Here is a 15199-nt window from a genome sequence, read left to right on the forward strand (position 1 = left end):
TCATATTTCAGGAATCGCCCTGATAAATCTTTCCATAATCCCAGCCGGTCATGGGGGCGCCTTTACCGGACACGCCGGCGGAGACAACCTCGCCGATAAATAGGGTGTGATCGCCGGTATCAAACGTTTGCCGCAGGCGGCATTCCGCGTAAGCCGGTACGTTCTTTATTATCGGCGCGCCGGTCGCTCCTGTGGCGCACTCGACGCCGGCAAATCTCTCTGCCGGTGAAGGATATTTGAAGCGGCTGACAATCTGTTTCGCGTCCTTGTCAAGCACGTGCAGAACGAAAGAGCCGGCTTCTTCCACAATGGGATGCATTCGACGATTCTTGCGAATGGCGGCCATTACGAGCGGCGGATCGTGCGAAATTTGGGACACCCACGACACGATCATGCCGTGTTTTTCGTCTCCCTTTTGGCTCGTGAGGATATAGATGCCGTAGGTGAATAGTCCTAACGCCTCGTGAATCTGTTCTTTCATGGGAAGCCTCTTTTCTTTCCGGAAAAGCTTGGCTATGCCGCGTTGTGAGATAGAAGATGTTCACGCGAGCGGCAATTTCAGGGTTTAGCTTCTGCGCAAAACTTTGCCATGGAGTTGCCGCGATTTGTATGTGCCGTTATCCACCACGACGTGCCCGTTCAGCAGCACGTATTTGATTCCCTCCGACTCTGCCGTCGGATTCTTCAGGGTCGCATGATCGATGACAGTCTTCGGATCGAACGCGACCACGTCAGCCGCATAAGCCTTCTTCAGCAGGCCGCGGTCCTTCAACCCGGTCCGAGCAGCCGGCAGCGAGGTCATTTTGCGAACAGCCTCTTCGAGCGACATCAGCTTCAATTCGCGCACGTAATGTCCGAGGATGCGCGGATAATTTCCCCATGAGTTCGGATATTGCCACCCCTTGCGCGTGATCATGCAATCAGTCTCAAACGAATTCAGCGGATGCGCCAGCACACGCCGCAGGACGGCCTCATCACGCTTGTTTCCGCTGTACTGCGCGAGGAAAATGCGCGCCAGCACCTTGCTTTCCACGACCAGATAGCAATAAGCATCGAATGGGTCTTCATTTCGCATCTCGGCGATTTCGCGAACATTTTTCCCTTCATATTTTTCCAGGCTCGGAACACCGCCCCACATGAGCACCAGGTCGTCGTAGTCGAATTGAAGCAGCACCTTTGCCGTGTCCATTTCCGCGCGAATCCGCTCCCTTGTCTGGGGGTTCTTCAGATTATTCACCAAATCGGGCAGCGCCCATGCCGGGAAAATGACGGCGATGGTGGAGATGCCGACGGTGTAGGCGTAGGCATCGAAGCCGACGTCGATTCCCCGCTTAACGGCCGCTTCGATCTCGTTGATGACGGCATCGGTCGTCGATTGCCATGTATTCTGCCCGACAAAGATCAGGTGTGAAATCTGCAGCGGCTGGCCCGTCAATTCGCCCACCTTGATGAAATCTTTCACCGAGCGCAGGTTATGCGGCTCGCCTCCGATTTCTTCGTATGCCGGCGAAACCCAACTGTAGGCCTGCAGGTGCGACGGGAACATCGCGTTGTATTCTTTCACGATTTTTGCGAACTCGATAACTTCCTCCTGCGGACTGAAGATGCCGGGCGAGTACCCAAGGCCTGTCGAGATGCCGAAAGCTCCCTCCTCGAGGCTCCGGCGCACCAGTTGCTTCATTTTTTCGAGTTCTTCCTTGTTCGGCGGCGCCGTATCCTCCCCTTTAACCGCGAAATGAAGCGCTGCGTGTCCTACAAGTTCAGCTACATTGAAGGAGACGCCCTGCCTGTCGATATGATCGAGAAACTGCCCCATCGAGTGCCACGGGAAAACTTCATCCAGGTTTTTTCCGGCCGGCATGTCTCCGAGCAGTAGCGAGATGGCGCGCCTCATCGCGATCTCTTTGAACCGGCTCGACAGCGGCGCCGGCGAGAAACCGCAATTGCCGGTGACCATCGTGGTGACGCCCTGCTTGAGCAACGGACTGAGGAGGTCGCTGTGGTCGGGGTCGAGGATCGGCCAATCGAAATGGGAATGGATATCGATAAATCCCGGGGTTACCACCATGCCGGAGGCATCGATTACGCGATCGGCCTGAGCGCCTGCGAGATCGCCGACGTCCGCTATTCTGTCGCCGGAAATCCCGACGTCCGCCCGAAATGCCGCCTTCCCACTGCCATCGATAACGTTTCCGTGCTTGATCAGTACATCGAAAGTCATGGCGTCACCTTCTTGTTCTTGACGATGTTGTTATCGCTTCGCGAGTTGTCGCCGGCGTCACCCAAGGCCCACGATTAACCTTCCCGGCAAAGCGCCTTCAGTATAACATCTCACCCCTGATTCGTCGAGAGGATTTGCCGGCGGCCGGCTCTTTCGGCGTTGCTCGCGGGCCGCGGAAACTCCGGGTGTTTCACATTTCTTCTAAAAAGGACACGCTGGGGGTAAGGACATCCTGCAATGAGTTCAAAAAAATGCAGATACTGCCGGAATGCCGTACCGCTTTCGTGCCTCCCCCAAGGGGAAGAACCGAAAGACGTATGCATACTGCACGATCCCGACGCGAGGAAGGATGTCGCTCAGTTTTTGGCGCTGGTTCATGCACGGCTGAACAGCGGCAATTATAATTTCTCCGGCTTTGTGTTTCCTGAAGGGGCGTCAGATTTCAGAGGACAAAATTTTGGCGCCGACGCGGACTTTTCGAAAGCCGTATTTTTGGGAGACGCCTCATTCCGATCAACTCGATTCGGCGGGACGTCGGTTGATTTCAGCGGGGCCGAGTTTCGAGGAAGAGCCGATTTTAGCGATTCGACCTTCGAATGCGGGACGCTTTTTTTTTCGCACGCCATTTTCTCCGGCTCGACCGCCGAATTCAGCCGCGCTTCTTTCCGGAGCGAGACGACGAACTTTAATGGAGTCAGCTTTGAAGCGGCCGCCGATTTCAGCGGAGCTTGTTTTGAGGGCATGGGGACATACTTCACCGAAGGCATTTTTTCCGGACGCCGCGCCGACTTTTCGCGGTGCTATTTCGACGGTGAAATGACAAATTTCAAATGGTTGCAATTTTTGTGCGACATCGATTTCAGCGAGTCCCGATTTACCGGGAGAGAGGTCAATTTTCAGGAGACAAGATTCTCGCGAGGAGTCGCTCGATTTGAGAAGGCTTGTTTTCTCGGGAACAAGACTGTCTTCGCCGAGTGCCGCTTCTCGGGCGGCGGGTGCAGTTTCAGCAGAGCGCACTTTGGCGGAGAGGAAGTCGTTTTTCACGGGACTCAGTTTGCCGGCGAGACAGCCTCATTCTCCGATGCGAAATGCACGTGCTCAAAGATCAGTTTTCATCCCGCTCTATTCTCAGCCGAGCAGAGCGATTTCTCAAAAATGCAGTTTCATCTCGCATCTGCCGATTTCCGTGAAACCGTCTTCTCCGGCGCGTCCACCACATTTGCAGGGGCTGAATTCAATGGGAAGGCGGAGTTTGACGGCGCCACATTTTCAATGGAGTATCCTCCACTCTTTGACGATGTCCAGTTTTGCGATTCCGCCTCATTCAGTAAAGTCCGGTTGGATTACGGAGCGAGTTTTGATGGCGCGAAGTTTCTCGCGGAGGCGGATTTCTCGCACGCACGCTTTGCCGGCAAATCCGGCAGACCGATCAGCTTTCAGCGGGCGCGTTTTTCAGGGGCTTGCTCATTCGAACGCGTCGATCTGCGGCACACGCTGTTCGGCGATTTTCAGATGCAGTCGCAGTTTCGGGCCGACCGAGCCGCATGGCCTTCCATCCGATATTTCCTTTACCTAAGAAAGCGCTACACCTGCGCCGACGAAATCGAGGCTCGCGATCCCGGGGCGCAACGGAGCGCGGCGGCCGCCCTGGAAATTCTGGAACAGGCTGCCCGAACAGAATCAAACAAGCGTCTTGCAAACGATTTTGCATTCTCGGCGCACGAATGCCGTCGAAAAGCACGCCTGCTATTTTCGCTTCGCCGCTATTTGGAACTCGTGTTTGGCGCATGGCTCAGCGGGTATGGCCGGAAAATCGGAAATATTGCGCTGTCAGCCGTGTTCATTATTCTTATTTTCGCTGCCATATTTTTTCTTGTAGGCGAAATGACTTCAGCCGCGGCTGCCGGTATGGGCGGAAACGGTGAATGGGCAATTTGTCGGTTCGCGGGGTGCGTGGCGAAGAGTATGTACATATTCTTTTCGGCCGGTCTGACTGATCTGGAGGCAGCGACGAAGCCAGGCGATTTGCTGGTGAGACTGGAGGGCGTCATCGGCTTTTTGATCATGTCTATATTCCTTTTTGTGGTCCTTCGGAACCGCAAAACCTAGCGATTCTGTAAAAAGATGTTAATACTCTATGCAACCGGGTTGGAATGGTTCGGGAGGGAGCGCGTATGAGGTTCTTATGGGGATTTTTGGCGGCGATTCTGATTGTTGTCATTGTGGTGATTATTTTTGGCATCGATTCGATTCGAGGCGGCGCAATAGAGGAACCACCGGCCTACCAGTCCGCCGTTATCAATCAAGTGAAGCTCTGGTTTATACCCGAAGCCCGGGAAGTCCTGCCTCCACCCGAAAAGACCCGGGAAGCGCTTCTTGAGGGCGGCGAACATTTTAACCATCACTGTGCTGTCTGCCACGATCTGAGCGGTGATGCGGATTCCTTGTTAGCCGAGTCATTCCATCCTCAAGTGACTGACCTGACGGATGACGTGGTGCAGGCGTATTCCGACGAACAGTTGAAATGGATCACCGACAACGGCATACGCTACACCGGAATGCCGGGATGGGCGAAGCTGATAGATGATGATGTCCAGTGGAAGATCGTCTATTATATGCGGGTTCTGGGCGATCCCGATCAGAAGGGGAACTATGAAGAGATGCTGAAGGAGAGGGGCTTGTGGAAAATAGGCCTGCCGGTCGGAGAGCACGAGCATGAAGAAGAGCCCGGGCGGCAGCCTTCTGAGCAGCAGCCTTCCGAGCAACAGCCCGCGGCGCCGTCGCAACAGGAACCCGTTCCCGAGCGGGACCATTCGCACGAGCAGGAGACGGATGACCATGAGCATTGAGATTTTTTGCCGGAGTTGAATTCTCTGCTCAAACACTTTTTGGAAGTGAGCAGGGCCTCAAGAGGGGATGCGAAACGTCACAACAAAAGAAGCTTGATCGAGAGTCCCCTCCTTTCTTGACGGTGGTTTCACGGCTTTGATAAAATAGCCACAGAATGAAACCGCTTCCCACACGCACCTTCCGTAAACATTTTCATGCATAAAATTCACTGGACCCTTATCTTCTGCCTGCTCGCCGGAGCAGTCTCTCTGGTTTACATGAATTCTTTGACGGCTGATTTTGTCTACGACGATTATGCTTTCATCTGCAACAATCACGCGATCCGCACGCTCACACCGTTATCGAAGTTCTTGTTCTCGCCCGAGGCTTTTTCTCAGCCGGTCAGTTACCATGTCTTTCGACCGCTTGCATCCTTCAGTTTTGCCTTGAATTATGCCGCCCACGGGCTGGAGCCGGCGGGCTTCCGTGCGGTGAACGTTTTGTTTCATATTTTGAACGCCTTCCTGTTGTTCCTGGTGCTGCGGCGGATCGGTCTCGCGGAACTGCCTTCAGTTCTGGGCGCCTTGGTGTTTGCAGTGCATCCGGTGCATACGGAGGCGGTAACCTGGATTTCGGGACGCGGAAATGTGCTTTTTTTGTTTTTCTTTTTGCTCTCGTACCTGATGTATGCAGGCATCGATGAGGCGAAGGGGCCAGGAAGATGGCTGTTGCTGGCCGGCGCGGTCGGCGCATACTTGCTCGCTCTCTTGGGAAAGGAAATGGCGCTGCCGCTGCCGGCACTCTTGCTGGGCCACGATCTGTACGTGCACGGCAGGCGCGAACTGAAAAGGCGTCTGAAGTTGTATCTGCCGTTTGTCGCAGTTGCGGCGGCGTACCTGATATTGCGGGCGGAGGTGCTGGGAAGGGTTGGGCAGGTGGAGTATCATGGAGGAAGCAGCTACACGACTTTTCTCGCCATGCTGCGCGCGGCGGCGGTTTACATGAGGCTGCTCTTTGTCCCGGTGGAGTTGTCGCTTTCGCGTCATTTCGAACCGCCCCAGACCTTCTTTGACGCCGGCATCCTCTTCAGCCTCTTCCTGGTGACGGCGGTTATCCTTATGGCTTACTTCCTGTATAGGCGAGTCCCGCTGGTTTCTTTCGGGATTTACTGGTTTGCTGCGGCGATGGCGCCCGTTTCAAATATCATTCCCGTTAACGCGATTGTGGCTGACAGGTTCCTCTATGGCCCGTCTATTGGATTCTGTATTGTCGCGGCGACGGCGGTGCAGGCGGCCGCCGGAATTCCTTTGCGCTACAGGCGCCTTTCGGTTTCGGCTGTCGTCGTGCTGCTGTTCCTGCTGATGACCTTGGCGATCAGGCGGAATATTGATTGGAGACACCCCGTATTGTTATGGTCGAAAACCGCACAATTATCACCTACAAGTTACGTCGCCTGGAATAACCTGGCGCTTGAGTACATGAAGCTGGGGCAAGCCGAGGAATCGGTGGAAGCCCTTCAGAAGGCTCTGGCATTGCGGGATGATTTGCCCCAGACTCACGTGAATCTCGCACGCTGCTATTCACAACTTGGGCGGGTAACGGAGGCGGCGGTTCATTATTCGATTGCACTTGACCTCATGGGAGACGACCCGAAAATAAGGGAAGAACTGCAGGCGCTTCGGCGGCAGCATTCGGCCATTCCGCCGCCGCCGCGAGCTTCGAGCGATCTCGAATAGGCGCTTCAGATCAGTAACCTGCCAGGCTTTTCTGTTTCCATTCAGCAGATTTAACCTTTTTAGAACTAATGGCTTACGCTTTCCATGCGGGGATCGATTCTCCTTTGGGCGAGTGGAAAGGGAAGGTTTTTCCTGCATAGAACAAATTTATCATTGACACCGTCCGTAAATGTGTGTTAGTATAAATCGCCAAAGGAGTTAGGATGAAGATGGCACGGCAGCCGAGTGGCGGTTGGAAAACCTATCTCCTTGTCTGATTTTGAATTGCAACGCGGTGGCTCCGATGAACCTGTTCGCGTACAAAGATGGAATTCTGCACTGCGAAGACCTGCCGATCCCCTCAATCCTCGATCGCGTTGGAAGCCCGTTTTATCTTTACAGCAAAAACACACTGTTGCGCCATTATCGGCATCTGGACCAATCTCTCGCCCGCATCGAACATGTGATTTGTTACGCGATGAAAGCCAATTCATCGATGGCGATTTGTTCCCTGTTGGCCGGCGAAGGCGCCGGCGCCGACGTGGTGTCAGGCGGCGAGCTTTTCCGTGCGCTTCGAGGTGGAATTCCGGCGTCGAAAATAGTTTTCAACGGGAACGGGAAGACGGCTGAGGAAATAAGGTCTGCCCTTGAGCATGACATTTTGATGTTCAACGTCGATTCAGAAAGTGAACTGTATTTGCTCGATGGCATCGCGGGAGAGATGGGCCGTCGGGCAAAGATCGCCCTGCGGGTCAACCCCGACATCGATCCTCGAACGCATCCGTATATTTCCACCGGGTTACGCGAGAACAAGTTCGGCATCCCGATAGAACAGGCGCTCGAATATTACCGGAAGGTTCTTTTATTGCGGAACGTGGACGTCGTTGGCATCCACAAGCACATTGGGTCTCAGATCATTCAACTGTCGCCGTTTGTCGAGAGCCTGGAGCGAGTTGTGGCGCTGGTGGCCCAATTGAAAAATGAAGGGGTCAAGCTGCGATACATTGATATGGGCGGCGGTATCGGGATCACATATGATGGAGAGCAGCCGCCTTCCTTGGAGGAATATGCGGAGGCCATCCATCCGTTGATTGCGGAGTCGGGCTGCACCTTGATAGTTGAGCCGGGCCGCGTGCTTGTGGGCAATGCCGGAATTTTGGTCACGAAGGTGTTGCATGTGAAAGTAACGCCGAACAAGATATTCATTGTTGTTGATGCCGCCATGAACGACCTGATCAGACCCAGCGTGTACGGTGCGTACCATCGCATTCTTCCGATCCACGAAGCGGGAGAGGAGCGCGCGATGATAGTAGCCGATGTGGTCGGCGGGATTTGTGAATCGGCGGATTTCTTCGCCCGCGGCAGAAGCATGCCCGAGGTCAAGCCGGGTGACGCACTGGCGATCATGAGCGCAGGCGCGTACGGGTCGGCGATGTCTTCCAATTATAATTCGCGTCCGCTCATTGCGGAAGTGCTTGTTGACGGCGCGCAGATGAAGGTGATTCGCCGCCGCCAGACATTTGAGGAGATGATCGCCCTGGAAAGCTGCTAACACAAGGCCGGAAGGAAAGTGAAAGATCAGCCAAAACATATGACCCCAACAGACAAGGCGAGTTTATACGAAGACAGGAAATTTCTTGAAGCCCTTCGAAAGGTGGCGCCGGGAACAATGCTTCGTGAGGGGCTTTCCTATATCATCCAGGGCAGTACCGGCGGATTAATCGTCATCAGCAGCAGCCCGAAGGCTCGCGCCTTGGCCGAGGGTGGAGTGAAAATCAACAGTCCTTTCCAGCCGACACTCCTCTATGAACTGGCGAAAATGGACGGCGCAATCTTCGTGGACAAGGATGTCACCAAAATCATTTCCGCCAACACTTTTCTTGTTCCCGATGAGACCATCTATTCGGAAGAGACCGGCACGCGCCATCGGGCCGCCCAACGCTTCGCCTGTCAAACGGGGGAGATAGTGATAGCGATCTCGCAGCGGCGTTCGACAGTCACGTTGTACGTCGGCGAGATCAAGCACGTGATGGATAACATTGCGACTCTGCTGAACAAGGCGAGCCAGGCGCTTCAGACCCTCGAGAAATACAAGGCGACGCTCGACCGCCTGCTGGTCGAGCTGAGCGTGCGCGAGTTGGAAGACCTGGTGACCATTTACGACGTTGCACGCACGATCCAGCATACCGAGATGGTGCTGAGGATTGTAAAAGAGGTCAAGTACTATATCGTCGAACTCGGTGTCGAGGGACGCCTCCTCGAAATGCAGTTGCGGGAGCTCGAAGAGAGCGCGAATGAGGGGCTGATGGTGATTCGCGATTACTTCCGCGACAAGGAGATTCGCAGCGAGAAGGAAGTGCTTAACCGGTTGAGCAAGTTCTCGTCGATGGAACTTCTCAACCTGGGGAACATCTCGAATGCGCTCGGGTTCGGCCTCAACATCAGTGCGGTTGATGAGTACCTGATCCCGCGCGGCTATCGCATATTGATGAAAACCCACCGGCTTCCGCGGCCGGTTATCGAAAACCTGGTGAATACGTTCAGCAATCTCAGAGCAATTGTGCAGGCGCCCCGTGAGAAGCTGACCGTCGTCGAGGGAATGGGCGACGTCCGGGCCGAGAAATTGAAGGAAGGCCTGAAGCTGCTCCGCAACCAACTCATCTTCGACCTCCACTAAGAGAAGGCGGTTCCATCGAAGTGACAAAAAAAAAGCCGAATTCCGCCCGCGGAAGAATCCGCTCAGAGCTTGCCGACTTTCTCGCCGATTACGCCCGAAAACATTATATGGATGCGGAGGCCGGTCTGCGCCTCAAGGGGGCGCCGGCCAAACGTGCTGCAGTCGCTCGCAAGAGAAGCCCTTTGCCGGAGCCTGACCTCTCATGGGCGGAGCGGGGGAGTGCAATCTGGAAATTTTATATTCTGCCGGAGCCGTCTGCCGTGCGTCGTTTGGCTGAAGGCGTTCCTTTTCTGAAAGACACGATCGTATACTCCGATAAGGCGGGCAGCATCGGTTTTATCGAACCGCTCCCGTTTCTTCGCTTCCTCGATGAGGAATCAGCGGGAGAAGATCATGCGAGAATACTGGCGCTGATGGAATGCCTGCCTGCGGCGGCGCCGCTGCAGCCGCCTTCCCAATTCAACGGCACCGTCGTCGACTCGGCTGAATTCATTCGCGATCACTTCTCGCTGAAGGTGAAAGCGCCTTATGCGCAGAGGCCTTTGCCCGGCCAGTTCCTGCAAGTGATGTGCGATCCTGTCCCGCATGTCTCTGATCCGAAGTACCGCTCGTTCGAGTATTCTGAAAAGACACTGCCCCGCCTGCGCGGGATCGAACTGCTCGAGCGGCGTCCGTTCCTGCGGCGCCCTTTCAGCATTGCCTCCTATAAAGCAGGTCCGGCTGACGCGAATGAGGCGTGGCTTGATCTGGTGACGTGGCTTGGGGCGGAATTCGAGATAATTTATAGACGGATTCCCGGCGGACCCGGTACCGGAGCATTGAGCCGGTATGCCGCCGGTGACAAGATAGATATTGTCGGGCCGCTCGGGAAAGGATTTGCCGTTGGTCCCATTCCTGAAATCGCTCTCCTGGTCGGCGGCGGCATTGGAGCGCCGCCACTCATATTTCTTGCGGAAGAGCTCAGCCGGAGAGGCTGCGAAGTCAAGCTTTTTCTGGGCGCTGTCTCGAAAGATAGAATTCCTTTTTGTCTTGAAGGAGAGAATGGTGATACCATAGAGCGATTCGAGCGAATGGGGCTCTGTCCGGCCGTCTGCACCGACGACGGCAGCGCCGGCATCCATGGGCTGGTCACGAAGCCGTTGTTGGAGTATCTCGAACAAAATCAGGGGCGGCTTGCCTCGATGAAAATGTTCGCGTGCGGTCCGCGCCCGCTCTTATCGGCACTGAACGGGATCGCCAATCGTTTTCACCTGCCGTGCGAAGTCTTGCTGGAAGAACGAATGGCCTGCGGTATCGGCGCCTGCATCTCATGTGTGTGCGCGGTGAAGGAGCCGGGCCAGAAAGCCCATTTCACGCGCATCTGCGTTGAAGGGCCGGCTTTTGATGTTAGAAAAGTGATGTGGCATGCATAAACCAAGTCTTCGAGTAAATGTCGGCGGCATCGACATGAAGAACCCGGTAATGACCGCCTCGGGCACGTTCGGGTATGGGCTCGAGTTCTCGCGCTTCATAGACCTGTCGCGCCTCGGCGCCTTTGTCACCAAGGGCGTCTCGAGTCGTCCCTGGGCGGGAAACCGGCCGCCCCGCATCGTTGAAACGCGCGCGGGCATGTTGAACGCAATCGGGTTGCAGAACGTGGGGCTGGATGCCTTTCTTACCGATAAGCTTCCGCGCATTCGGAAATTAAAAACCGCAGTCATCGCGAACGTCGTGGGCCGCGAGATTGATGATTATGTTGCGGTCGCGAAGCGATTGAATTCCGAGGAGGGAATCGCCGGCATCGAGCTAAACGTTTCCTGCCCGAACATCAAACAGGGCGGCATCTCATTCGGCCAGAATCCGAACCTCTGCGCGGAGATCACGCAGGCGGTAAAGAACGCGGCGCCGGATAAGCCGCTTATCGTCAAACTGACTCCCAATGTTACCGATATAACCGCAATTGCATTGGCGGTTGAGCGCGGGGGCGCCGACGCGGTTTCCCTTATCAATACCATAACCGGCATGGCCATCGATATCGCCACCCGCAGGCCCGTGCTTGCAAATATTACGGGCGGTCTTTCCGGGCCGGCCATAAAACCCGTTGCGCTGCGGATGGTTTGGGAAGTAGCCCATACCGTGAAAATTCCGGTGGTGGGTATCGGTGGAATTTCCTGCTGGCAGGACGCGGTTGAGTTTCTCATAGCGGGCGCAACCGCGATCGCTGTAGGAACGGCCAATTTTATCAACCCGAAGATCACCATTGAAATAATTGAAGGAATCGAGCGGTACCTGATCGAGAACGAGATGAGCGATGTCTATCAGCTCATCGGGAGCATCATATCTGATGAACCTGGACCCCAGAGAAAAACTAATTGTTGCGCTTGATTTCGCGCGCGCCGAGCAGGCTCTAACCTTTGTCGAGGAGATGGGAGATGCTGTGCTCTTTTACAAGATCGGGCTGGAGCTCTTTTCAGCGAGCGGTCCCGCTATCGTGAAGGATATCAAATCGTTGGGAAAGAAGGTCTTTCTGGATTTGAAATTCCATGACATTCCGGCTACGGTTGCTGCCGCTTCCGCACGGGCGGTGGAGATTGGCGCAGATATGTTCAACGTGCATTCGCTGGGCGGCGTCGCCATGATGAGAGCGGCCGCGGCCTCGGCGCTTGAAGCGTCGGAGGCGCTGGGGACGGAACCTCCCGTCGTGCTGGCGGTGACCGTGCTGACGAGCCTGGATATTCGCACTCTGCAGGAGGAAATCGGCATTTCCACGGATAATCTGCGCGAGTTTGTTGTTGAGAAGGCGCGGCAGGCGCGGGAGGCCGGACTCGGCGGAGTTGTGGCCTCGGCGCAGGAAGCGGCCGACATCAGGAGCGCCTGCGGAAGCGAACTCGAAGTCGTCACACCCGGCATTCGGCCTGCGTGGGCTCCGACTGACGATCAGCGCCGAATAACGACGCCCTCTGAAGCAGTCGCACTGGGAGCTTCCAGGATAGTAGTCGGACGTCCCATAACCAGAGCGGACGATCCATTTGAAGCAATAGAAAAAATAGTTGCCGAATTGGCGGAAAAAGCATGAATCGGAAATCCACAGGCGCAGATAGGAAACTCACTTCGGTCCAGGTGCTCGAGATGTTCGAGAAAAGAGGGGCATTGCTCTCCGGACATTTTCAGTTGACTTCAGGCCTTCACAGCGATCGATACCTGCAGTGCGCGCTCGTGTTGCAGTATCCGGAAACAGCCGGAGAACTGGGGGCCGCTATCGCGGCAAAGTTTCAGGGAGATGAAATCGACTGTGTTGTCGGGCCCGCTGTTGGCGGAATCGTCATTGCTCACGAGGTTGGCCGCGAGTTGGGAGCGCGCGTGATGTTCTGCGAGCGCGAGGCCGGATCGATGAAACTGAGGCGGGGATTTGCCATAGCTGGTAATGAGCGTGCGCTTGTAGTCGAGGACGTTACGACGACCGGTGGATCAGTGCGCGAGGTTATGTCCGCCCTCGAAAAAGCCGGCGCGGTCATCGTCGGAGTCGGCGCCATTATCGACAGGAGCGGCGGCGGCATAAAATTCGGGGTGCCGTTCAAGCCGCTCGCGAAGCTTGAAGTCTCGACATTCGAGCCTCGCTCCTGCCCGCTCTGTAAACAAGGGCTGCCGCTTTCCAAACCCGGCAGCCGTCAAATCTGAGATATGAATTCGGAATATCCTGAACAATATAAGAGACGCGTGACGCTTGCCGATGGGACAGAAATCTCTTTGCGCCCTATCAAGCCGACCGACGAAGACTTGATGATCGAATTATTCAATTCGTTTTCGAAGGAGACCATTTACTTCCGCTTCTTCTCTACATTGAAATACATGCCGAAGGACCAGTTGGAGAAGATGACGCACATCGATTATGAGAAGCAGATGGCGATCGTTGCGCTGGTGGACGAGGACGGCCGCGAGCGAATGGTTGCGGTCGGCAGGTACACCCTGGAGAAGGACAATCCCGATGAAGCTGAATTTGCGATCGTGGTTCAGGATTCCTACCAGAAACGGGGGATCGGGACTGAAGTGCTGCGGCATCTTGCGCACGTGGCCAAGCTGCAAGGCGTGCGCGTAATCGTCGGGTATATCATGAACGAGAACGTGCGCATGTTCGGCGTGCTCCGCAAGAGCGGCCTGATAATGAGCAAACACAACTGGGACCGGGGGGTCACCAGAGTCGATATCCCTATAGAGGCGAACGTGCAGATTCAGTAATGATTCGAGCGGAAACTGCTTTGACAGCGCACATCGAAAATGGTAAAGTGCAGGTAAGCGGGCGGGAAGATCGTAGAGGATATTCATGAACTCCAGACTTGTACAGATATTGTGCTTGATCACAGGTGTTTTCCTCCTCTCGTTGGGAGCGGGGCTTATCGGCGGGCGGATCAGTTCGCAGAAGCCGGTCGATTCAATTCCGCCTCTCGCTGCCGAGGAACCTGCGGCCAAAGAAGGCGTCGGCGCTCATGTCGCCGAGGACGAGGCTCCGGTTGAACAGCCGCTGCAGCCGCTGGAACCGGTCGGAATCCCCGAAATAAGTGATGCGCCAATAGAAGTTTCTTCTTCTTCTTCTTCTTCTTCTTCTTCTCCTCCTCCTCCTCCTCCGATGAAACGGCCAATATTTTCGCAGCCGGTTCCTCCCGCTGTGTCGCCGCTGGATTCGCGTGTTTCTGCGTCCATGAAGGAGCCATCTGCTCCCGGAGAGAACGCAATAATTACGAGAGGGCTCCCACTCCCTGTCAAAGAAGTGGGGCGGCAGGTGGAGAAACGATATGTGATCCAGGTGCATTCAACCACAACCCGCGCGGATGCCTCAGAGGCGCGAAACGAGATGATTGGCGCCGGCTTCCCTGCCGGCATTTTTGAAGCCGATCTTGGCGAGAGGGGCCTGTGGTACAGGATTTACGTAGGCCCATATGATTCGGAATACGAGGCGCAAATCCAGCTCGAATCAATAAGAGAGATGGCGGGTTACGGTTCGAGTTTTATAAAAGCGCTGGACTGAAAAATTTCCGGAGGGAGACAGGCATGAAAGGTGTTGTTCTGGCCGGCGGGTTGGGCACTCGGTTGTATCCGCTTACAAAAGTGACCAACAAGCACTTGCTTCCGATCTACAACAAGCCAATGATCTACTATCCGATCGAGACGCTGGTGGAAGCGGGTTTCACAGATATCCTTTTGGTGACCGGCGGCAACAGCGCGGGTGACTTCTTGCGACTTCTTGGGAATGGCAAGGAATTCGGGCTTAAGCACTTTAATTACACGTATCAGGAAGGCGAAGGCGGCATCGCCGAGGCGCTTGGACTTGCAGAACATTTCGCGGCCGGTGACGATGTTACCGTAGTCTTGGGCGATAATCTCATTGAAGGTTCCATAAAAAAAGCTGTCCTTGATTTTCAGCGGCAGGGCGGGGGGGCCAAGATCTTTCTAAAAGAGGTCCCGGATCCTGAGCGCTTTGGAGTCGCTGTACTCTCAGGGGACAAGGTCGTCAGAATCGACGAGAAACCGAAGAACCCGCAGTCGAAATATGCCGTTATCGGAATCTACATGTACGACAACGCAGTCTTCGACATCATCAAGACGCTCAAACCCTCCGATCGCGGGGAACTTGAGATAACCGACGTCAATAACGCCTACATCGAGCAGGGAAACATGACGTATGAAATTCTGCAGGGATGGTGGACTGACGCCGGCACGTTCCCTTCACTCGTCCGCGCAAACAAACTCGTCGCTAAACGGTACGGTATCGAATAATGCGAT

General features: G+C 55.1%; 14 protein-coding genes. 12 read left to right on the top strand and 2 right to left on the bottom strand.

Annotated features, from left to right (window positions below):
* Positions 1-7: 7 nt before the first annotated feature.
* A complete protein-coding gene (locus C4520_16775; GenBank protein ID RJP17417.1) occupies positions 8-481 on the bottom strand; it encodes a flavin reductase in 474 nt (157 codons plus the stop codon).
* Positions 482-565: 84 nt separating this feature from the next.
* A complete protein-coding gene (locus C4520_16780) occupies positions 566-2221 on the bottom strand; it encodes a D-aminoacylase (GenBank protein ID RJP17418.1) in 1656 nt (551 codons plus the stop codon).
* Between the two features lie 237 nt (positions 2222-2458).
* Here C4520_16780 and C4520_16785 point away from each other — a divergent pair, with 237 nt between their 5' ends.
* The 12 genes from C4520_16785 (at position 2459) to C4520_16840 (ending at position 15193) form a co-directional block, all read left to right on the top strand.
* Entirely contained in the window at positions 2459-4330 is a 1872-nt protein-coding gene (locus C4520_16785) for a hypothetical protein (protein RJP17419.1), read from the top strand.
* A 44-nt stretch (positions 4331-4374) separates the two neighbouring features.
* The gene (locus C4520_16790) at positions 4375-5070 is read left to right on the top strand and encodes a cytochrome c (protein RJP17420.1); all 696 of its coding nucleotides are present in this window, start codon (positions 4375-4377) and stop codon (positions 5068-5070) included.
* Positions 5071-5265: 195 nt separating this feature from the next.
* On the top strand, positions 5266-6786 hold the full coding sequence (locus C4520_16795) for a tetratricopeptide repeat protein (protein RJP17421.1): 1521 nt from the start codon (positions 5266-5268) through the stop codon (positions 6784-6786).
* Between the two features lie 283 nt (positions 6787-7069).
* The gene (gene lysA / locus C4520_16800; GenBank protein RJP17457.1) at positions 7070-8317 is read left to right on the top strand and encodes a diaminopimelate decarboxylase; all 1248 of its coding nucleotides are present in this window, start codon (positions 7070-7072) and stop codon (positions 8315-8317) included.
* Positions 8318-8356: 39 nt separating this feature from the next.
* Positions 8357-9442: a DNA integrity scanning protein DisA gene (gene disA / locus C4520_16805; GenBank protein RJP17422.1), complete on the top strand. Its 1086-nt coding sequence runs from the start codon at positions 8357-8359 to the stop codon at positions 9440-9442.
* A gap of 20 nt (positions 9443-9462) precedes the next feature.
* Positions 9463-10854, top strand: coding sequence for a dihydroorotate dehydrogenase electron transfer subunit (locus C4520_16810; protein RJP17423.1), 1392 nt, complete (start codon positions 9463-9465; stop codon positions 10852-10854).
* On the top strand, positions 10847-11806 hold the full coding sequence (locus C4520_16815; protein ID RJP17424.1) for a dihydroorotate dehydrogenase: 960 nt from the start codon (positions 10847-10849) through the stop codon (positions 11804-11806). The genes C4520_16810 and C4520_16815 overlap by 8 nt, the downstream gene beginning before the upstream one ends.
* On the top strand, positions 11766-12497 hold the full coding sequence (locus tag C4520_16820) for an orotidine-5'-phosphate decarboxylase (GenBank protein RJP17425.1): 732 nt from the start codon (positions 11766-11768) through the stop codon (positions 12495-12497). Before C4520_16815 ends, C4520_16820 begins: the two co-directional genes overlap by 41 nt.
* Positions 12494-13099: an orotate phosphoribosyltransferase gene (locus tag C4520_16825; GenBank protein RJP17426.1), complete on the top strand. Its 606-nt coding sequence runs from the start codon at positions 12494-12496 to the stop codon at positions 13097-13099. Before C4520_16820 ends, C4520_16825 begins: the two co-directional genes overlap by 4 nt.
* A gap of 3 nt (positions 13100-13102) precedes the next feature.
* A complete protein-coding gene (locus C4520_16830) occupies positions 13103-13657 on the top strand; it encodes an N-acetyltransferase (protein ID RJP17427.1) in 555 nt (184 codons plus the stop codon).
* Positions 13658-13742: 85 nt separating this feature from the next.
* Entirely contained in the window at positions 13743-14444 is a 702-nt protein-coding gene (locus C4520_16835; GenBank protein ID RJP17428.1) for an SPOR domain-containing protein, read from the top strand.
* 23 nt (positions 14445-14467) lie between these two features.
* A complete protein-coding gene (locus tag C4520_16840) occupies positions 14468-15193 on the top strand; it encodes a spore coat protein (GenBank protein ID RJP17429.1) in 726 nt (241 codons plus the stop codon).
* The last annotated feature ends 6 nt before the right edge of the window (positions 15194-15199 follow it).

It is taken from the genome of Candidatus Abyssobacteria bacterium SURF_5 (genome assembly GCA_003598085.1).
Lineage (GTDB): Bacteria > Abyssobacteria > SURF-5 > SURF-5 > SURF-5 > SURF-5.